The sequence below is a fragment of the Microcoleus vaginatus HSN003 genome (assembly GCF_022701255.1).
GTDB classification, from domain to species: Bacteria; Cyanobacteriota; Cyanobacteriia; order Cyanobacteriales; family Microcoleaceae; genus Microcoleus; species Microcoleus vaginatus_B.
Genome location: NZ_CP031705.1, coordinates 2,503,267 through 2,523,733 on the forward strand (window position 1 = coordinate 2,503,267; position 20,467 = coordinate 2,523,733).

The following is a 20,467-nucleotide window of genomic DNA, read 5'->3' on the forward strand; positions in this document are numbered from 1 at the left end:
CGTTAGACAGTGGGTTGAGATTTAGTGCGATCCTCTTTGAGGGCTTCGCTAACGCGGTTTGGTATTGAAACGGACAAAAGGAAAAATGGCGATCGCCCCCTCGCTACCCATTACTCTAGTCTATAAGAAATTGCTGTACTGCGATCGTAATAACAATTTAATCGAAAAATGGGGAAATGACACCAGCTCAAAAAAAATGCCACAGTCGCCAAACTCCAAACCCTGGTTGTCATCAGTGATTCCCAATCTAAAATCTAAAATCTAAAATGGTATCACCTGCCGTATCATGTTACACAATCCGTCAACGAGGCCCGTGTTTCTACTGTACCCAAATGCAGTATAATCGGCGGAATCTTCCCAAATCGTTTAAGTAAAACAATGGACTGGCGAAAGCTCATTCATCTCGAACCCAAAACTTCAGCAGGTAAACCCGAAGTGAAAGAAACTCGATTGTCTGTAGAATTTTTGCTGGGGCTCTTTGCGGCGGGATGGACAGAAGAACAGGTGTTAGATAAATATCCTGCACTGACTTCCGAAAAGTTGCGCGCTGCTTTAGCTGCTGCTGATTCCCAGTTAGTGTCATCCATAGCTAATCCAGAATTACAAGAAATTATCGCAGAAGGAAGAAGGAAGAAGTCGATGTGAAAATGCAATAATAGGAATCGCTTGAGGAAAGGCAGCCGGGAGTTTTGGAATAAAGGGCGATCGGATTCCTCACTCTATTACTTTACTCTCATTTGTAGGATTTTTTCAGTATCATTCTCTTCATCAAGCCCAAATTTTTTGGAAATTTCATCGAGTGTCTGAGGTTGAATGACTCTTGATTTAGCTCGCTTCAGTGCCGTTAACAAGCGAGTTGCATTAGCAGGCGACCTCAGCAAATAAAGCGTTTCTAGCAAACTTTCTAATTCTGCCTCAGAAATCAAAACCGCATTTTTGCCGTTAGGTCTAGTAATAACTATTACTTCCCCAGTTTCAACAGCGCGATCGCAGAAATCTTTAAAATTTGCTTCAGCTTCAGTGTATGTAATCTCAGTTGACATAAATTTATAACTCCGACTAACTTAATGACTCAACTTTTATCACTTTACTAATAGTGATAGCGCGCTTTCAGAAAATCAATACGGTCATCACTCACTAAATAAACAATACGATGTTCTTTATTCAAGCGACGCGACCACGCGCCAGAAAACTCATATTTCAAGGGTTCCGGCTTGCCAATGCCTTCAAACGGGTCTCGCAGAATTTCTCTGACCATTTTGATTAAGCGTAACGCCATCTTGCGGTCAGTTTGTACCCAATATTCTAGGTCTTCTAAAAACTCCGGCTGAAAAACGGCCTGACGTTCTACGCGATCGCTCTCACCCTCAGCACTCATCTGGCAAACCCTGAATCATTTTTTCAATTTTATGCTCCCTCCTCGAAAAAATAAGGTGAGCATTGGCCGCGAGCTTAACTCACGAGCCATGCCCCATTATATCACTTGTCATCCCTCACAGGCAGCGACGTATCCATAATTTCCATCAACAATTCCAGTCGCGAAGGACGGCTCAACATCGGCACTAAATTCGGCAAGGAGTAGTAATCACCCGCAAACGTAAAGGTTTCCACCGATACTTGTTTGTCCTTTAAGTGCTTCTCAACCTCTTCGCACCAATCACCAACTCGTACAATCAGAACATCAGGAATTACCCCCAAACTGCGGCAGTAATTCGGGTAAGCATCCACGAAGTAAGGTGAAGAGTTTTCGCCTTCATCTGTTACGATGATAAATTGCTCGACTACCTGCTTTTTAATCCGCATTGCTTCCACCGCGCAACCGCAACTTGTGCCGCCGCCCGCCCGAATGTGCTTGAAAGCGCGTTCCCAGTCTGTCAATTCGCTGCCGTTTGCTTGCAGTGGATACGGCATCGTGTCAAAGGCATAAACGAACAGTGCAGCGTCGGAAATGCCGGAAATCAAGGCAGCGAGACGCTTCCCTACTTCGATCGCACTTTCCATCGAACCAGACTTGTCAATCAACAAACCAGTCGCTTTCGCAATCTTGCCGCGCTTCTTCACCTGTTCGTTTGTCACCGCTTCCAGCTTCGCCGCCGTTGCTGCGTCGAAGTTCGCGCCCGCGCCCGCAACACTCGCTTTGTAAGCAGAAACCCGATCGCACTTTGCCGCTTCATCCAGCTTCGAGTCAATCAACTGCTTCACTTCCGGGTGTTCCATCGCGCCGCGCGACTGAATCGATTTCAAATTGTTGATGACTTCCTGCGGCGACATCGAGTTAATCAGCGCGGCCAAAACCGTTGGCGTTAGCTGTCTGATCGCACCAACTGCGATCGTATACGGAATCTTGTACTCAACAATCAAATTCGCCTGTTCCGCAGGTGTCGCCGCCTTTGCTAACTGCTTCAAAACGAATGCCAGAGAGTCTTCCGGCGGATTGTCTTTAAACAAAATAGCATTAGCGCGATCGCTGGGCTTGACGTGCAGCGTTGCGTACAAATGCTTCATCGCCTTGCGGTTGCGGATGGCGGCGCGATCGAAAAACTGTGCATTCTTTTCCCGCGATTTCAGATAGCGAGTGACAGCAGTGCGCGCGCTGCGAGGCACCTTATTCTGGTGCCGCTTCATAAAGTCCACAATCCGCGAAACCTCGTAGGGAGGGAACTCTTGCAGCATCATAAACCCGGCATCTCGGTGTTCCGTCAGTGCCGAAGTCAGCAAATTTCCGGCAAAAACTTCCTTGTGATCGCGCACCTCCCCGTGACGCTGATACCACACTGCTAAATGACCGTAAAAAATGGGGTCTAATTCGATAATTAACTTGTGAATTTCTGCCACCTTTTCCAGTTGACGGTGAGGAGTGGTGAGCAGACTGTTGAGCATTTCCAAACGCAAATCGCGCTCTGCTTTATTCATATTCATTGGTGTTACCTTCCTATTCGATTTTGGATTTTGGATTTGAGAAGTATTCAAAATCGGTGGTTGGCAGTTGTTGCACGCTAGCGAGTGAAATTTAAAAATAACCGCGCAAGTTTGGGGAGCTTTTTTTTAGTAAACCTATGGCTAAACCTAATAGGGTCTGTATGTAAGCTCTCGCGATTGGGGCGCGGCAAAAACTGCGATTTGAAATTAACTATTTCAGGGAAACTGTTTCTAATTCGAGCGCTCTCAAATCTGGCTCAACCCAATTATTGCGGGCTTCCCAAGACATCAGGCGATCGCGGGTGTAATAGCTAAAAGGTAAAGTGCGATCGGCATATTTTGCAATCAAACCGTTAGCCAAATGTACGATCGATTGATTTTGGCTTTCATCGGCGAGATATCGGCCAACATTTCGCACCCAAAACAGCGTTAGCGTTTCGTGATACCCGCTGTTTTTTGTGATTTCAATTCCTTGAACCGAGTTGTAACGTTTAATGCCAGTGCGAATCGCATTTATCGCTTCTTGCTCCGAGTCATAACACAGATACCACAGAGCAACAGTTAAATGTGCTTCGTGCGTCCATTGACTTCGCGAGAGGTTCCATTCTTGGAAGGCATGAATCAGACTGTCTATCTCCTTGGGCGATCGGTAAATTACCAGTCTTTTTCTCATGGCTAATACCCCATTTATTTTTGAGGACGGAAGTCTTCAATACAAACAGGATTACTTAATTATTCTCCTGAATTAACAACAAGAGCTTATAGCATTAAAAGTCACTTCGCGCAAGTTAAGAAAGCCATAGGCACATACGCAGGAGTTGAACCTGCGACCTTTTCTTTAAAGAGAAATGCTCAACCAAGAGCTAGTATGTAAGCTTCCTTTGTTGGGGCGCGAAGTGGAACTTTTAAGCGCCCGATAAATATAAAAAATTCAGCTATAAAAGGCAGCGCACAAGTCAGAGAAGCTTTTTTCCCGCCTAACGGCAGGTAGGAATTGAACCTACAATTCGATTTTAAGTCGAACGTATCCAGTTTGTAAGCTTCTTTAGTTGGGGTGCGCTGCCTCAAGCTGATGATTTTTTTATCCCGCGCAATTTACAAAAGTTTGTGAGAATTTATAGTGTGCATGATTCTCGAACAGCGAGGCGGAATAAACATTAATTTCTAGCCATAAACGGCTTCAGGGCGGACAATTAAATCACCACTGGGACGGCGATCGATAACGTAAGACTCGAAGCGAGATCCCTTGACATCAAAATGGTTGGCTAGACGTTCCTTAATAGCTCGATCGCTCATTCCTGCCGTGATACCCACTTGGTTTTCTGCCACGTCATAGGAACGTCCTTCAAAACGAATGTGAACCATTACCGATACCTCCTAGAGCAATTTTGGATTTGGGATTGGTAGCTTATCTGCTCTCGACTTTGGCTTTTTGTGAGACTTAGCAAATTGCCAGTATCGATAAAGATTCACGAAATCTGATAATCTTTACTAAAAGAAGCGCCGTTCTAAATGATAAGCTTGTTGGATTTTGCGGATTTCCTCAGCATTTTTGGTTGCTTGAAATCGGGCAGAACTTGTCTCTTCTGAATCCGCATGAAATTCCTTGAAATTAGACTTATTTCGTACAACGTCTGACTCGGATCGAGTCAGTTTGTAACCGAACAGTCTCGTATAAAGTAACAACATGACAATCGAGTCTCTATTGCAAGACTTTCAAATTGATGTTCCTTAAAATTTTGATCGTTTATTCAGTTGTCAAGGTTCAGAATTTGCACGAAAAATACAGGTTTTTGCTTGTCCTGCGCTTTCCATATTTATATACTACATACATACTACACAGGTGTCAAGGGGGTAGCAAAAGTTTTTTAGATAAAACTTACACCAGTGGCGAGAAACCGGGTTTTTTCACGAAAATATTTCGTTGCTACCCGCAGATTCGGTAAAAAACCCGGTTTCTTGGGTGGGAGCGCGATCGCGAACTGTAACATGGATTAAATATCCTTAACATAGGAAATACTGTCGCGAATATTGTGGAAGCCGACTGATTCGTAAAGTCGCAATGCACCTGATGAATTTTCAGCATCCACGCCGAGAATAGCAGTAGCGACACCGGCAGCTTTCAGTCGATGCAAACCAGCGAGCAACATTGCTCGTCCCAATCCAATTTTGCGGAAGCCGCGCCTAGTGCCGAGACAAGCAATCCAGCCTTCATTGCGCCCGGTACGATCGCACTCTTCCACACAAATCACGCAGGAACAAAAACTGACAAATGTGCCGTCATCAGCAACAGCAATCAAGTCTAAATCATTTCTGTAATCGGGTTTAGCTAACTCATGCTTAAATTTATCCACTGTTAAATCGTGATGATTCCAGTGATCGATAAACGACTGGTTGAACATTTCTACCCAAGCTGCGGCATCCTGTTCGCCGGGGAACTGACGTAGCGCGAAACCTTCGGGGAAGTGCGGTTCTGGGATAGGTTCAGAAAGCGATCGCGCCATTCGGTAAAAATAGCGATCGACCTTAAAACCGCAACTAGCCAGCACAGAAATGCGATCGCAATCCTCAGCGCGAGCGTAGGTTCGCAGCTTCACGCGCCCGCCGCGCATCGCAGACACTTCGCGCATCCGCACTTCACTCCAGGCGATCGCGGCTGCTTCCACATCGCCGGATCGCACGTCGGGGTGGACGCGAAACCACAGCCAACCGTCAATTACTTCCCCAGGCTCAGAAACTGACAACTGAGCAAAACCGATTAATTTTCCTTCCGCATCTTCCCAAAGGCGAATATCCCGGCCTTTGTTGAAAAACGGGGCATTAAATTCTTGTTGCAGTTCAGATATGGAAGTGCCTTCATCGAGCCGATCGACTTCTTCGCAAGTATTGATTAAATGGGCGATCGCACTTAAATCGCGATCGCCCCCATAGCAGCGCGCCGAGAGATTTGCCATTATAGCTAATCACCATTTCCTGTTGTTATTCTGTTTAAAAATAGCTTGGGCGATCGCACTTTTATCGATCGACTCGCCCCAATGGTCGATCGGCATTAAAAATCCGACAACGCAACCACCCAGACGCATCGAACCGCTACAGCAGTTGACTGTACACGTGTACAGTAACAAATTATTTGTCACATTAACGAATTCGTGACACAAATCGGCGAACAACGAAAACCCCTACACAGCAACGGTTCTAACGATTTGTACTTCTTGTTCTCTCTCCACCTTGCATCCCACTGCATTAACAAATTAAATGTCTAATTCCAGATATTTAACTAATTAAGTGTCATTTGCCTGAAAGTGGAAAATTCTGGATTACAATCAAAGTTAACACATTGACTGTCACAGTTTTACCGCCTAAAATACATTTATGTTTTAATCAAACACTAACGTTTATGTCTAATGCTCATCCCTCAGAAACGATTCCAGATGAGAGGGGCAACCTCGAAGAAGCCAATACCATCGCCTCTGAGTTTTCCGACGAGGCGAAGCTCAAGATCGAAGTGATTCAAAGCCTTATGGAGGCAGGCGATCGCGCCACGTATGCCCAAAAGCTTAAAGAAGCTGCTCAAAAACTGGGCAAGTCGGTGCGGACGGTGCGGCGGTTAGTGGATAAATGGGAAGAACAAGGGCTGTCGGGTCTGGTTGAAACTGAACGCTCTGATAAAGGTAAGCACCGAGTTGATACTGACTGGCAAGATTTAATTCTCACAACCTATCGGGAAGGAAATAAGGGCGGTAAACGGATGACCCCGAAGCAGGTTTTCCTAAGAGTACAAGCAAAAGCCCACGAATTAGGGGTCAAGTCTCCCAGCCACATGACGGTGTACCGCATCCTCAATCCTGTAATTGAAAAACAAGAAAAAGCCAAAAGCATTCGCAGTCCGGGATGGCGAGGATCGCGTTTGTCGGTTAAAACTCGCGACGGTGCAGATTTGGCAGTGGAGTACAGCAACCAGGTGTGGCAATGTGATCACACTCTCGCTGATCTGTTGCTAGTGGATCAGCATGGGGAAATTTTAGGTCGTCCTTGGTTGACGACGGTTATTGATAGCTATTCTCGCTGCATTCTGGGCATTAATTTAGGCTTTGACGCTCCCAGTTCTCAGGTAGTGGCTTTAGCTTTGCGCCATGCTATTTTGCCGAAGCAATATGGTGCAGAATATGGTCTGCATTGCGAGTGGGGAACTTATGGGAAGCCAGAGCATTTTTATACTGATGGCGGTAAGGATTTTCGTTCGGAACATTTGCAGCAAATAGGAGCGCAGTTAGGGTTTGTTTGCCATTTGCGCGATCGCCCCTCTGAAGGTGGTATTGTCGAGCGTCCCTTTGGCACATTGAACACCGAGCTATTTTCCACTTTGCCGGGATATACGGGGTCAAATGTACAAAAGCGGCCGGAAGATGCAGAAAAAGAAGCGTGTTTGACTCTGCGGCAGTTAGAGCAGCATTTAGTCCGCTATCTTGTTGATAACTACAATCAGCGTCTTGACGCTCGGATGGGCGACCAAACAAGGTTTCAACGATGGGAAGCTGGTTTACTTGCTATGCCACCTTTAATCTCAGAAAGAGATTTGGATATTTGCTTGATGAAACAGTCGAGGCGAATTATTCAAAGGGGCGGCTACTTACAATTTGGAAACTTTATGTATCGGGGTGAATATTTGGCGGGTTACGCAGGGGAAAGTGTTGTGCTGCGATATGACCCCAAAGATATTACAAGGCTTTTGGTTTACCGCAATGAGGGTAGTAAGGAGGTATTTTTAGCCCGTGCAGTAGCACAAAATTTAGAAGCTGAAGAACTATCTTTAGATGAGGTGAAAGCTAGTAGGCGCAAGCTTCTGGAAGCTGGGAAAGCGGTTACTAACCGTTCGATTTTGGAGGAAGTGCGCGATCGCGACACTTTCGTCACTCAGAAGAAAACGAAAAAGGAACGCCAAAAGGCTGAACAAGGTGAAATCCGTAAGGCAAAACAGCCTGTATCTATGGAACCGGAACCCGAGGAAGTGGTATCGAACAACAGTGAAGCTGAACCAGAAATGCCGGAAGTATTGGATTACGAACAAATGCGCGAAGATTACGGGTGGTAAAAAATGACGAATCAAGAAGCCCAAGCAGTCGCTAAGGAATTAGGCGATATTCCCGTTAATCAAGAAAAAATTCAAGCGGAAATTCAAAGATTGAACCGCAAGCCTTTTGTGCAGTTGGAACAGGTGAAAATTCTCCATGACTGGCTCGAAGGAAAGCGCCAGTCTCGGCAGTCGGGGCGAGTTGTGGGCGAGTCGAGGACGGGCAAAACTATGGGGTGCAATGCTTACAGGCTGCGAAACAAACCTCTTCAGCAGCCGGGACAGCCGCCAACGGTTCCTGTTGTTTACATCCAAATTCCGCAAGAGTGTGGCGCGAAGGAATTGTTTGGGGTGATTCTTGAGCATTTGAAGTATCAGGTGGTTAAGGGAACGATCGCCGAAATTCGCGATCGCACGATGCGGGTGCTCAAGGGGTGCGGCGTGGAGATGCTGATCATTGATGAGGCGGATCGGTTTAAGCCTAAGACGTTTGCTGAGGTGCGCGATATTTTTGATAGGTTGGAAATTCCGGTGATTTTGGTAGGAACCGATCGCTTAGATGCGGTGATTAAGCGAGATGAACAGGTTTATAACCGTTTTCGGTCAAGTCATCGGTTTGGTAAGTTGTCGGGGGAGGAGTTTAAGCGGACAGTGGATGTTTGGGAAAAGATGGTTTTGCAGTTACCTGTGGCTTCTAATCTTTCTAGTAATGCGATGTTGAAGATCTTGGGGCAGGCGACTGGGGGTTATGTGGGGCTATTGGATATGATTCTCCGGGAGGCGGCGATTCGGGCTTTGAAGAAGGGGTTATCAAGGATTGATTTGGATACTCTCAAAGAAGTTGCTGGGGAGTACAAGTGATGGAAGCGATCGATATCCAGCCTTGGATGTTTCGGGTGGAACCGTTGGAGGGTGAGAGTTTAAGTCATTTTTTGGGGCGGTTTCGACGGGCGAATGAGTTAACGCCGACTGGGTTAGGTAAGATGGCGGGGTTGGGAGGCGCGATCGCTCGTTGGGAAAAGTTTTATTTGAATCCGTTTCCTTCTGGGGAACAGTTGGCGGCGTTGGCGGTGGTTGTGGGAGTGGAAGCAGAGAGGTTGCAGGAAATGTTACCGCCTGCTGGGGTGGGGATGAAGTTGGAACCGATTCGGTTGTGTGGGGCGTGTTATGCCCAGTCGCCTTGTCATAAGATTGAGTGGCAGTTTAAGGGGATGCAGGGGTGCGATCGGCATGGATTAAGATTGCTGTCGGAGTGTCCTAACTGTGGGGCAAGGTTTAAGGTTCCGGCGTTGTGGGTGGATGGGTTGTGTCAACGCTGTTTTATGGGGTTTGAAGAAATGGTGAAGAGTCAGAAGCTCTGTTGTACAGAAATGCGATTATAGTAGTTCTAGCAGAGGAAAGTATTTAATTTGTTTATGGGGATGAAGAAACAACAAATCAATGTTGCCCTCGCTTGTGTCATCCATGAGCGTAAAATTTTGTTAACAAAACGTCAAGAGAAGGCACAGCCTGATATTGACAATAAGTGGGAACTGCCTGGAGGTAAAGTTGAATTTAGCGAATCTCCTTTAATAACTGTGATAAGGGAAGTAAAAGAAGAGACAGGATATGAGGTAGCAGATCCCATTGGGCTTCCCTTCCCTTACACTGTAATGCGTCAATATGATGATTATATTCTTCACGTAATAATTTTATGTTTTGAATGTAAATTCATAGGCGAGCTAGATAGCTTTATACAGACACAAAATAAAATTGCAGATGTGCAGTGGTTTGATATTGAACGCATCAAGTTTCTGGACATCGTTGGCGGTAGTCGTGAATTTATTTCTTGGGTTTTAGATAAACCTGAGTTTAATACCACAAACTATCGATCATCTCCCTCTACAAGCTTGGAATCAAGCCAATCATTAGTTTCTCGCGTAACATAATGGCAAATCAAGGTGAATTATTTGTTGTAATAATAGTCAACACAATAGCACCATATTGTTTTGAAATAAATAATATAATGGCGCTTCCTGTTGGATTTACCTATCGTTTTAGGTATCAAAAGAAAAAACAGGGTGAATGGATGCCAGAGATAAAAAATCCCAAAACTTTAAAGGGTTGTAATGCTTTAGTAGTTTTGAGAGAATTTCTTACTACAGCTAAACTTATTCCAATAAGGAAGATATATATAAATAATGTTTTAGTGATCGGTGATATTGTTTATATTGAATACGAATTAAAAGAAAGAGTGACCTTTAGCTCCGATCCCGATCGAAGAAATGAGCAGATAGAATTATTTAATAGAAGAATTATAACGGACATAAAAACTGACCGATATCCTAATAATCCGAACCAGAACCTAAAAAATTTAGTTTTTATGGGTACTGATTATACATATGATTTTAAAGATGAAGATTATCAGGGAGAAGAAATGGATAAAGATTCAAATAATTGGGGTAATTTAATTGAATTAATAGGCACTTTTAACAACACTGGAATCGAAGTTTATAAAGATTTTGATTTTATAAAGATAACTGGATTGATAGACGAATTTGGCAATCCCGCTAGACCCCAAAAAATCAAAGATAAGCTTTTTTATATTTTAGAAAATAGAGTAGTGTATAATCTACAGTTCCTCCAAAGAACATACACTGGAAGCTTGGGCAATAGTGCAGTAATTAAGCCGAGAGATATAGTATTAATTTCAGATCCAAATGAAGTAAAGCTAATTATTCCACGACTAAATATATTGGGAAAGTATGACCTATTAAGCTTTGCATTTAGAGCTGAAATTTCTAGCTTTAAAAAAAATACTATACTGATCTTGCAATTTTGTAGAGGAAATGAAGTTTTACCACTTCCATCTCTTATTATCCCAATTCAAATTAGATATTCGTGGATAGAAAAAATAATAACCATTGGTTCTTTGGCAGTGTTTGTAACAGCATCTATTGCCTACTGGACTGCTGATATTCTTGTCCCTACTGGCTCTGCACAAATACTACGCAACATCTTACTTCCAATTATGATAGTATTTGGCGGTGAGGTTTTACGCAGCCTTAAAGATTTAATTTTAAGTAAAATTACCCTTTAGTTTATGCTAGTAGTCGGTGTAAATCTTGGAAGCACTTGGTTTGGTAAGCGTTTACGAGACGGTGGTTCTTGTGTTGCCAGTTCAAAAGGTATCTTAATAGCTCTTTCTGAAGAAAGAGTGACTAAGGAAAAATCGGCTGGAGGTTTTGACAAATCTTTTGAAATTTGTCATTCAGCATTAGGGTTAAATCCAAAAGATATCGATCTAGTGGTTTATAGTAGTTGTTGTGAGTTGGTAAGGCAAAGAATAGAGCTATCAAATCTAGAGCTATATTCTGGAAGAACTAGACCTATTCCTTCTCATCATTTGTCACACGCGCTTAGCGCATTTCTAGTTTCTCCATTCGAGGAAGCAATTATTATAGTTATAGATAGTGGTGGAAATATTTTAAATGCTAATGGTCAAGAAGAGTCAGAGTGGTGGAAGTGTTCAAGGGAACAGCACAGTTATTATATCGGTAGAGGTACGGAATGCCATCTAATAGATAGAGATTTTTGTGATCCTTTTGAAGCAGGCGTTGGAGAACTTTATCGAGCTTTTACTAAATTTCTTGGATGGAAATCTTCTGTATATTCTGGTAAAACAATGGCTTTATCAACCTATGGTAGTGGAGATAGGTTTAAGGGAGTAGATTTATTTTATTTTGATGGAGATAGGCTGAAAAGTAAGATAACAAATAACCCTTTGCAACCTTTTGAAATGATACAAAATTTTGCTTTTAATAATAAAATTTATTTCGGGAAAAACAGAAATGCTAACGAACCTATAGAAAATATTCATATGGACATTGCTCATTATATTCAAAAGCAAGCAGAACTAGCAATTATTCAGAAGGTTAGGCTTTTGTATCGGAAAACTAGAATAAAAAACCTTTGCATTGCTGGTGGGGTTGGCCTTAATTGTATTATAAATACAAAATTGTTAGAACAAACAGAAATAGAAAATATATTTATTCAACCCGCTGCTGGAGATCAAGGTCAATGCCTTGGAAATGCTTTATATGGTTTATTTAATATTCTAAATTTGAAAGATAGATTTCCAATGAATACAGCATATTTAGGGCTGTCTTATTCTGTCTCTAAAAAAGAAGTAGAAATGAAAATTCAAAAGCACGGAAAAAGCTTAAAAATTATTGAAACAGATGATATTTTGGAGACGGTGGCACAGTTAATTTCTCAGGGTAAGCTAGTTGGTTGGTTTCAAGGGAAAAGTGAGTTTGGCCCAAGAGCGCTTGGAAATAGAAGTATTCTGGCCGACCCAAGGTTTATAGAATCTAAAAATAAATTGAATAAGTTGGTCAAGGATAGAGAGTTTTTTTTACCTTTCGCCCCAAGCATATTAGAGGAATGTGCCGAACAATATTTTGACTTTAATTATTCCAGTCCATTTATGCTGTTTGCTCCTAATGTTAAGTTTCATAGAATTAGAGAAATCCCAGCCGTAATTCATTGTGATGGAACCGGTAGGCTACAGACTGTTTCGATAAGAGATAATCCAGCTTTTTATAGCCTAATTAAAAAATTCTACGAAAAGACAGGGGTTCCAATATTGCTAAATACGTCTTTAAATCCTAAAGATTCTCCTATATGTGAAACTGTGGACGATGCTCTGAATTTTATAGCAAACTCTGAGTTAGACTACTTAACGATTGGAGATGTGTTAGTAAAAAATAACTCTAAAATAGAAGATGCTTCGTTTCCAGATTAGCAATTTTTTGGATTAAATAGTGCGATCGCACTTTACCCCTTCACTCTCTCACGCAACCGCCCATAAATCACATCTAACCAAACCGGTACTACAAACTTACCCTTAGCCCAAGCTGCGACGACTTTCTCCAGCTCGAACTCTACCAGCTTGGCCACTCCTTCCTGTGGTTCTTTGACAAAAATTAAACGTTTTGGCTCCCGATCGCTCAAAAGCCCCGGATACTGCTCCTTAAGCGTCTTCAGCACTTCCCGCCCCACCTCAAAGGTAAAACCCACTGACAGCCAATAAACCATCGTCGCCAAATCCACCAAATTTCCCTCAGAGTAGTAAATACTCCTCCCCGTCCCCGTTTCCGTAATCACAGCGACAACAACTCCACTCTCACGCCAATACTGCAAGTGACGTAACGTAAAGCCTGCAATCTGGGCCGCCTGCTTACTCGTAAAAAAGCGCTCTTCGATGAACCTCATTGTACAGGAGCGCTAATTGATACATTAATGTTAGTATTGAAACATTAATGTTAAAAATAGCAATGGGCCAAATCACCCTCCAGTGCCGTTTAGTCCGTGTTATCCCCAGTCGCCTTGTCACCGGATAGAGTGGCAGTTTAAGACGGCAACGGGGTGCGATCGCCACCAGTTACGCTTGCTGTCAGAATGTCCTAACTGTGGGGCAAGATTCAAAATTCCAGCTTTATGGGTTGAAGGGCAATGCCAAAGATGTTTTACATCTTTTGCTGAAATAAAAATATACTAAAAGCCTTTACGCTTTACGCAAAAAGACGATTTGGTCAGTGAATAGATTTGGATGTTGTGAAATATTACTGGTTCTTTGCGGGCTGGTTGCGTTTCGAGGTAAAATAATTAATTGCGTTCTAACACTGTCTAGCAGACAAAACTTAGGACGCGCTGTACAAGGCTGCACAAGATGGCACTTAAGAAAAGTGAACTTTACAGTTCGTTATGGAAAAGCTGTGATGAGTTGCGGGGCGGCATGGATGCCTCGCAATACAAAGACTATGTGCTGGCGTTATTGTTCATTAAATATGTTTCTGACCGCTATGCAGGGGTAGAGGATGCCCTGATTGAAGTCCCGCAGGGGGGAAGCTTTCAGGACATTGTGGCGCTCAAAGGCGACAAAGAGATTGGGGACAAAATCAATAAAATTATTGCCAAACTTGCGGAAGCGAATGACCTGAAGGGCATTATTGACGTTGCTGATTTTAATAATGCTGACAAGTTGGGCAAAGGTAAGGAGATGCAGGATCGGCTCTCTAACTTGGTAGATATCTTTAATGACCCGAACCTGAATTTTAGTAAAAATCGGGCAGATGGGGACGATTTGTTAGGGGATGCCTACGAGTACCTGATGCGGAACTTTGCCACCCAGTCAGGGAAAAGCAAAGGGCAGTTTTATACTCCGGCGGAAGTGTCTCGGATTATTTCTAAGGTGATTGGGGTCAATACTGCCGAAAGCCAGGATCAGACAATTTATGACCCGACTTGTGGCAGCGGTTCTTTGTTGCTGAAGGCGGCGGATGAAGCTGCACGGGGGTTAACCATCTATGGGCAAGAGATGGACAACGCTACTCGCGCCTTGGCTAAGATGAACATGATTCTGCACGCGCATCCTACGGCAGATATTTTACAAGGGAATACGTTGGCAGACCCACTGTTTAGAGAAGCGGATGGGAAACTGAAACAATTTGATTTTGCTGTTGCAAATCCGCCTTTTTCTTCAAAAGCTTGGAGCAATGGATTTAACCCGGTTCAAGACGAATTTAAGCGCTTTGAGGATGGCATCCCTCCGGCGAAAAATGGCGACTATGCTTTTTTGCTGCATCTGCTGCGCTCGCTTAAAAGTAAGGGTAAGGGGGCGATAATTCTGCCTCACGGGGTTATATTTCGGGGCAATGCCGAAGCAGAGATCCGCAAGAACTTGATTTGCAAGGGAGTGATTAAAGGCATTATTGGCTTGCCGCCCAACCTATTTTATGGAACGGGGATTCCTGCCTGCATCATTGTGGTGGATAAGGAAAATGCCGAGGAGCGTCAGGGCATTTTTATGATTGATGCCAGCAAAAGTTTTGTCAAAGATGGCAATAAGAACCGATTGCGGGATCAGGATATTCACAAAATTGTTGATGTGTTTAATCGACAGCTAGAGATTCCGAAGTATTCCCGCTTTGTGCCATTTGAGGAAATTGCTGAATCTAAAAACGACTACAACCTGAATATTCCCCGCTACATCGACAGCCAGGAAGAGGAAGATATTCAGGATATTGAGGCGCATCTGTTGGGAGGAATTCCCAAGCGAGACGTTGAGGCGTTGAGTGAGTATTGGCAGGTGTATCCGACGCTAAAGCAGAAGCTATTTGAAATAGCAGAGCGGCCTGGATATTTAAAGCTAAAAATCTCCATAGGGGAGGTCAAAGCCTGCATTTTTGACTATCCAGAATTTATTACCTATGGGCAAGAAATTCAGGCGGTTTTTGAAGGGTGGCAAGCAAAAAATACACCTTGGCTGAAAGATATCCAACCGGGACATCATCCCAAGGATATTATTTACAGTCTTTCAGAAGATTTGTTGCAAGCTTTTACTGAAAAAAGTCTAATTGATAAATACGATGTTTATCAGCACCTAATGACTTATTGGGTGGAGAGTATGAAGGATGATGTTTATATTCTGGTTGAGGATGGCTGGAAAGCAGAACTGAAAGGGGTAACAAATAAAAAAGGTGCAATTACAGATTATGTCTGCGAACTGATTCCGAAGGAGTTGATGATTAACCGCTATTTTAAGGCTGAACAGGCGGCGATTGAAAAATTGGAAGCGAAAAGAGATGACATTGTTCGCCAGCAAGAGGAACTGCAAGAAGAACACGGTGGCGAGGAGGGTTTGCTGGAAGAAGTTACTAATGATAGTGGCAAAATTACTAAAGCAAATGTAAATGAGCGCATTAAGACAATCAAGAATGATGCAACGTTTGCCGATGAGTTAAAGGTGTTAAAGGCTTATTTAAAACTGATTGAGCAAGAGGCGGAAGTTACTAAAGAAATTAAATTATTGACTCAATTTCTGGAGAAATATGTGTTAACAAAATATGGAAATCTAACACAGGACGAGATTAAAACGCTTGTAGTAGATGATAAGTGGATGGTAACGCTGCAACAAGCGATAAATTCGGAGATGGAGCGGATTTCGCAACGGTTGACGCAACGAATTAAGGAGTTGGCAGAACGATATGAGACACCTTTGCCAGAGTTGACGAGTCGGGTGGACGAGTTGACGAGTCGGGTGGAGGCTCATTTGAAGAAAATGGGGATGGTGCGGTGATGGAGACGAATATACCAGAAGGTTATCAACAGACTGATGCAGGAGTTATTCCTGACGATTGGATAACAAAAAAACTGGGTGATATAGGAAAATTTAAGAATGGTATTAACAAAGCAAAAGAAGAATTTGGCTTTGGATATCCATTTGTAAATCTATTAGATATTTTTAGTGGTGCAAGTTTATCCAACAAATCATCCTTGGGCTTAGTAAACTCAACGCAACAAGAAAGAAGTGAATATGACTTAAAAAAAGGAGATGTATTGTTTGTTCGTTCTTCAGTTAAACCTGAAGGAGTGGGACTAACATCTGTCATCACCGAGGATTTAAAAGATTCAGTTTATAGTGGTTTTTTAATTAGGTTTAGAGACTTCGACTTATTAAACTTGGGTTATAAGGAATACTGTTTCTATGAAGAAGGCTTCCGAAAAAGATTGATTGACAATAGTACAGTCAGCGCAAATACAAATATAAATCAAGATGCCCTGAAAAGTCTTGTCGTTGCGTTCCCCTCCACGATAGAAGAACAAAAAGCGATCGCACAAGCCCTCAGTGATGCCGATGCCGCGCTCGCAGAACTCGATCGCCTCATCACCAAAAAGCAGAACATCAAGCAAGGCGCAATGCAGCAACTCCTTACGGGGAAGAAACGCCTACCCAGTTTTAGCGGTGAGTGGGAAGTAAAGAAGTTGGGGGAGATAGGACAAGTTGTTACTGGAAATACCCCTCCAACTAAAGACCCTAAAAACTATGGAGATGAGTTTTTATTTGTAAGTCCTGCCGATCTGGGCAATCACAAATTTATTATAAATACAGAAAAAAAACTTTCATTAAAAGGCTTTAATCTTTCTAGAAAGTTTCCCAAGTCTAGCATATTGTTTACCTGTATTGGATCTACCATTGGGAAAATAGGAATTTCTACAATAGAATTGACATCTAATCAGCAGATAAATGCGATTTTTCCCAATAAATCTTATTCAGCACATTATTTGTATTATTCACTAAGCTATTCAGCACCTATAATTAAAGCTAGTGCAAGTGAACAAGCAGTTCCTTTGATCAACAAAACAGATTTTGAATCTATCCTAATTATCCTCCCTTCTATCGCAGAACAAAAAGCGATCGCGCAAATCCTCAGTGATATGGATGTCGAAATCGAAGCCTTAGAGCAAAAACGCGATAAATACAAAGCCATCAAACAGGGAATGATGCAGGAACTTCTCACCGGGAGGACTCGACTGGTATGAGTGAAGTCGGACAACGGGAACGCTTAACCCAAAACCGTGTTGTACAACTGTTTCAGCAGCAGTTGGGCTATAGCTATCTGGGCAACTGGCAATATCGCTCCAATAACAGCCATATCGAAACCGACCTCCTCACCAACTTTTGGCGTCACAAACAATGCTACAGCGACACCCTGATTAACAAAGCTTTGTACGAACTCAAAAAAGTCGCAGATGACCAAAGCAAAAGCCTCTACGACATCAACAAAGCCGTCTACAGCCTGCTACGCTATGGGGTCAAAATCCGAGAAGAAGTCGGCGAAAACGCCCAAACCGTTTGGCTGATTAATTGGGAAAACCCTTTAGAAAACGACTTTGCTATTGCCGAAGAGGTTACAGTCAAAGGCGAAAATACAAAACGCCCGGACGTGGTGCTGTATGTCAACGGCATCGCCTTGAATGTATTAGAACTCAAACGCAGCACCGTCTCGGTTTCCGAAGGCATCCGCCAAAACCTCGATAATCAAACCTCAAGATTTATCAAATCCTTCTTTGCCACCATGCAGTTTGTTATGGCAGGCAATGACACCCAAGGCTTACGCTACGGCACGATCGAAACCCCCGAAAAATATTATCTGACTTGGAAAGAAGAAAACCCAGACTATAATCCTAAAACAGACCCTAAAGAAAACAAATATTTATCCAGTTTAGACTGCGACATTGCCGACAACGCACTCGATTGCACTCTGCTGCGCCTTTGCGAAAAACAACGATTCCTCGAACTAATCCACGACTTCATTGTGTTCGATCGCGGCATCAAAAAAGTTTGCCGTCATAACCAGTATTTTGGTGTTAAAGCCACTCAAACCTTTCTGCAACAACGGAAGGGCGGCATTATCTGGCACACCCAAGGCAGTGGCAAAAGTCTAACAATGGTGTGGCTGACCAAATGGATTCGCGAAAATATCACCGATGCCCGTGTCCTGATCGCGACCGATCGCGATGAACTAGACAAGCAGATTGAGAACGTTTTTAAAGGCGTTAACGAAGACATCTATCGCACCAAAAACGGCAGCGACCTGATCGATAAACTAGATCGCACGGCCCCCTGGCTACTCTGTTCTTTAATTCATAAATTCGGCAAAAAAGATAAAGATAAAGTCAGCGATGCAGACTACGACAGCTACATTGCAGACCTCAAGCGAAGTCTCCCCCAAGATTTCTCCTCCAAAGGCAATATCTATGTATTTGTAGATGAATGCCACCGCACCCAATCAGGCAAGCTGCACGATGCCATGAAGGAAATCCTGCCCAATGCCGTGTTTATTGGCTTCACAGGTACGCCGTTACTCAAAAAGGACAAGCAGAATAGCATTGATGTCTTTGGCGGTTACATTCATACCTATAAATTTCATGAAGGCGTAGCCGATAAAGTAGTTCTCGATTTACGCTACGAAGCCCGCAATGTCGATCAATTCATCACTTCCGAAACCAAAATCGACCAGTGGTTTGAAGCGAAAACTAGAGGCTTAACCGCACAAGCCAAGATTCAACTAAAACAGCGCTGGGGTACCTTACAGAAGGTTTTGAGTTCGGCATCCAGACTAGAAAAAATTGTCAGCGATATCCTATTAGACTTTGAAACCAAAGACCGTCTCCAAAGCAATCGGGGCAATGCTCTGCTGGTGGCAGGCAGCATTTACCAAGCCTGCAAATATTATGAGTTATTCCAGAATCGCGGCTTCAAAAAATGCGCGATCGTCACCTCTTACGATGGCTCCCTCCAAAGCATCAAAGGCGAAAGCACCGGCGGAGACGAATACACCGAAAAGCAGCGGCAGTATGAGATTTACCAAAAAATGCTGAATGGTAAAACCCCCGAAGCCTTTGAGGAAGAGGTCAAAAATAAATTTGTTGATGAACCCGCCCAGATGAAGCTGCTGATTGTGGTGGATAAGCTGCTGACTGGTTTCGATGCGCCCCCCACCACCTATCTCTACATAGATAAAACCATGCGAGATCATGGTTTGTTTCAGGCGATTTGTCGCGTTAATCGACTGGATGGTGACGATAAAGAGTATGGTTATATTATCGATTACAAAGATTTGTTCAACACCCTGGAGAAATCCATTCTCGACTACACCGCCGAAGCGTTTGAGGACTACGATCGAGGCGATGTGGAGGGGTTATTGAGCGATCGCCTGGAAAAGGGAGTCGAACGTTTAGAAACTGCCAGAGAAAGCATCAAAGCCCTGTGCGAGCCTGTAGAACCGCAAAAAAATACCCTGGCCTACATCCGTTATTTCTGTGCTTCCAACACCGAAGACCCAGATTTAGTAAAAGAACACGAACAAAAGCGAGTTAGCCTCTACAAACTCACCGCTTCTCTAGTTCGAGCTTACGCTAACTTAGCAAACGATATGCTAGAAGCTGGCTATTCTTCTGCTGAAATTGAAACCATTAAGCAGGAAGTCAAATATTACGAACAGATTCGCGCCGAAGTCAAACTTGCCAGCGGGGATGCGATCGACTTGAAAGCCTATGAACCCGCCATGCGCCACCTGATCGATAGCTACATTGGCGCAGAAGAGAGCGAAGTGCTTTCCACTTTCGACGATATGACGCTGATTGAGTTGATTGTCGATCGCGGTAAGGATGCAGTCAATACCCTACCCAAAGGCATCAGACAAAACCCAGAAGCCGTTGCGGAAACCATTGAGAACAATCTACGCAAAGTTATCATCGAACAACGCCCCACCAACCCTAAATATTTCGGCACAATGTCGGAACTCTTGGATAAACTGATTCAAGAACGCAAAACAGCCGCTCAGGAGTATGAGGACTACTTGAATAAAATTGTGGCTCTCAGCCGACAAGTTACCCAACCTGCAACCTCAACCCAGTACCCTCCATCTCTGGATACTCCCGCCAAACGAGCGTTATACGATAACCTAGACCAAAATCAGGATCTGGCATTGGCGATCGACAATGAAATCCGCCAAACCAAAAAGGATGCTTGGCGCGGCAATAAAATCAAGGAGCGCGAAGTAAAAAACGCCATCAAAAAACACCTTGACTCCTCTGAAAAAGTAGATATAATTTTTGAAATCGTGAAGAATCAAAGCGACTATTAGG

At 43.4% G+C, this 20,467-nt stretch carries 20 protein-coding genes and 1 tRNA gene; 11 read left to right on the forward strand and 10 right to left on the reverse strand.

Features of this window, described 5'->3' with window-relative positions; translation table 11 throughout:
* The first annotated feature begins 378 nt into the window (after positions 1 to 378).
* Positions 379 to 645 carry a DUF433 domain-containing protein gene (locus D0A37_RS10720; RefSeq protein WP_242723999.1) on the forward strand — a complete coding sequence of 89 codons (267 nt, stop codon included), beginning with the start codon at positions 379 to 381 and terminating at the stop codon, positions 643 to 645.
* A gap of 77 nt (positions 646 to 722) precedes the next feature.
* Here D0A37_RS10720 and D0A37_RS10725 read toward each other — a convergent pair whose 3' ends face one another.
* The 9 genes from D0A37_RS10725 to D0A37_RS10765 form a co-directional block, all read right to left on the reverse strand.
* Positions 723 to 1,043, reverse strand: coding sequence for a type II toxin-antitoxin system Phd/YefM family antitoxin (locus D0A37_RS10725; protein ID WP_242724001.1), 321 nt, complete (start codon positions 1,041 to 1,043; stop codon positions 723 to 725).
* Positions 1,044 to 1,090: 47 nt separating this feature from the next.
* Positions 1,091 to 1,378, reverse strand: a complete 288-nt coding sequence (locus tag D0A37_RS10730; RefSeq protein ID WP_006634628.1) for a Txe/YoeB family addiction module toxin — start codon at positions 1,376 to 1,378, stop codon at positions 1,091 to 1,093.
* Between the two features lie 101 nt (positions 1,379 to 1,479).
* Complete coding sequence (locus D0A37_RS10735) at positions 1,480 to 2,919, reverse strand: vWA domain-containing protein (protein WP_242724003.1); 1,440 nt, start codon at positions 2,917 to 2,919, stop codon at positions 1,480 to 1,482.
* 211 nt (positions 2,920 to 3,130) lie between these two features.
* Positions 3,131 to 3,592: a hypothetical protein gene (locus D0A37_RS10740; protein ID WP_242724005.1), complete on the reverse strand. Its 462-nt coding sequence runs from the start codon at positions 3,590 to 3,592 to the stop codon at positions 3,131 to 3,133.
* A 130-nt stretch (positions 3,593 to 3,722) separates the two neighbouring features.
* A tRNA-OTHER gene (locus tag D0A37_RS10745) sits at positions 3,723 to 3,792 on the reverse strand.
* Positions 3,793 to 4,083: 291 nt separating this feature from the next.
* Entirely contained in the window at positions 4,084 to 4,284 is a 201-nt protein-coding gene (locus D0A37_RS10750; protein WP_242724006.1) for a hypothetical protein, read from the reverse strand.
* Between the two features lie 126 nt (positions 4,285 to 4,410).
* Positions 4,411 to 4,608, reverse strand: coding sequence for a radical SAM protein (locus D0A37_RS10755; RefSeq protein ID WP_242724008.1), 198 nt, complete (start codon positions 4,606 to 4,608; stop codon positions 4,411 to 4,413).
* 305 nt (positions 4,609 to 4,913) lie between these two features.
* Positions 4,914 to 5,873, reverse strand: coding sequence for a GNAT family N-acetyltransferase (locus tag D0A37_RS10760; RefSeq protein WP_242724010.1), 960 nt, complete (start codon positions 5,871 to 5,873; stop codon positions 4,914 to 4,916).
* 9 nt (positions 5,874 to 5,882) lie between these two features.
* Positions 5,883 to 6,056 (reverse strand): hypothetical protein, encoded by a 174-nt coding sequence (locus D0A37_RS10765; protein ID WP_242724011.1) that lies wholly within the window; start codon positions 6,054 to 6,056, stop codon positions 5,883 to 5,885.
* A 260-nt stretch (positions 6,057 to 6,316) separates the two neighbouring features.
* Here D0A37_RS10765 and D0A37_RS10770 point away from each other — a divergent pair, with 260 nt between their 5' ends.
* From D0A37_RS10770 to D0A37_RS10795, 6 genes are read left to right on the forward strand one after another with little or no spacing between them, the layout of a single operon-like run.
* Positions 6,317 to 8,011, forward strand: coding sequence for a TnsB C-terminal domain-containing protein (locus D0A37_RS10770; RefSeq protein ID WP_242724012.1), 1,695 nt, complete (start codon positions 6,317 to 6,319; stop codon positions 8,009 to 8,011).
* A 3-nt stretch (positions 8,012 to 8,014) separates the two neighbouring features.
* On the forward strand, positions 8,015 to 8,851 hold the full coding sequence (locus tag D0A37_RS10775; protein WP_242724013.1) for a TniB family NTP-binding protein: 837 nt from the start codon (positions 8,015 to 8,017) through the stop codon (positions 8,849 to 8,851).
* Positions 8,851 to 9,372 carry a TniQ family protein gene (locus D0A37_RS10780; RefSeq protein ID WP_242724017.1) on the forward strand — a complete coding sequence of 174 codons (522 nt, stop codon included), beginning with the start codon at positions 8,851 to 8,853 and terminating at the stop codon, positions 9,370 to 9,372. Before D0A37_RS10775 ends, D0A37_RS10780 begins: the two co-directional genes overlap by 1 nt.
* A 39-nt stretch (positions 9,373 to 9,411) precedes the next feature.
* Complete coding sequence (locus tag D0A37_RS10785; RefSeq protein WP_242724019.1) at positions 9,412 to 9,918, forward strand: NUDIX hydrolase; 507 nt, start codon at positions 9,412 to 9,414, stop codon at positions 9,916 to 9,918.
* Positions 9,918 to 11,069, forward strand: a complete 1,152-nt coding sequence (locus D0A37_RS10790) for a hypothetical protein (RefSeq protein WP_242724021.1) — start codon at positions 9,918 to 9,920, stop codon at positions 11,067 to 11,069. Before D0A37_RS10785 ends, D0A37_RS10790 begins: the two co-directional genes overlap by 1 nt.
* 3 nt (positions 11,070 to 11,072) lie before the next feature.
* The gene (locus D0A37_RS10795; protein WP_242724022.1) at positions 11,073 to 12,776 is read left to right on the forward strand and encodes a carbamoyltransferase family protein; all 1,704 of its coding nucleotides are present in this window, start codon (positions 11,073 to 11,075) and stop codon (positions 12,774 to 12,776) included.
* 32 nt (positions 12,777 to 12,808) lie between these two features.
* Here D0A37_RS10795 and D0A37_RS10800 read toward each other — a convergent pair whose 3' ends face one another.
* Positions 12,809 to 13,246, reverse strand: a complete 438-nt coding sequence (locus D0A37_RS10800; protein WP_242724023.1) for a MerR family transcriptional regulator — start codon at positions 13,244 to 13,246, stop codon at positions 12,809 to 12,811.
* A 323-nt stretch (positions 13,247 to 13,569) separates the two neighbouring features.
* On the opposite strand from D0A37_RS10800, the gene D0A37_RS29660 reads away from it, so the two are divergent.
* The 4 genes from D0A37_RS29660 to D0A37_RS10815 are packed head-to-tail and all read left to right on the forward strand — an operon-like array spanning position 13,570 to position 20,466.
* Positions 13,570 to 13,848 carry a SctK family type III secretion system sorting platform protein gene (locus D0A37_RS29660; protein ID WP_508632743.1) on the forward strand — a complete coding sequence of 93 codons (279 nt, stop codon included), beginning with the start codon at positions 13,570 to 13,572 and terminating at the stop codon, positions 13,846 to 13,848.
* Positions 13,758 to 16,112: a type I restriction-modification system subunit M gene (locus D0A37_RS10805; protein WP_508632747.1), complete on the forward strand. Its 2,355-nt coding sequence runs from the start codon at positions 13,758 to 13,760 to the stop codon at positions 16,110 to 16,112. Before D0A37_RS29660 ends, D0A37_RS10805 begins: the two co-directional genes overlap by 91 nt.
* Positions 16,112 to 17,356 (forward strand): restriction endonuclease subunit S, encoded by a 1,245-nt coding sequence (locus D0A37_RS10810; protein WP_242724025.1) that lies wholly within the window; start codon positions 16,112 to 16,114, stop codon positions 17,354 to 17,356. Before D0A37_RS10805 ends, D0A37_RS10810 begins: the two co-directional genes overlap by 1 nt.
* Positions 17,353 to 20,466: a type I restriction endonuclease subunit R gene (locus D0A37_RS10815; RefSeq protein WP_242724028.1), complete on the forward strand. Its 3,114-nt coding sequence runs from the start codon at positions 17,353 to 17,355 to the stop codon at positions 20,464 to 20,466. Before D0A37_RS10810 ends, D0A37_RS10815 begins: the two co-directional genes overlap by 4 nt.
* The last annotated feature ends 1 nt before the right edge of the window (position 20,467 follow it).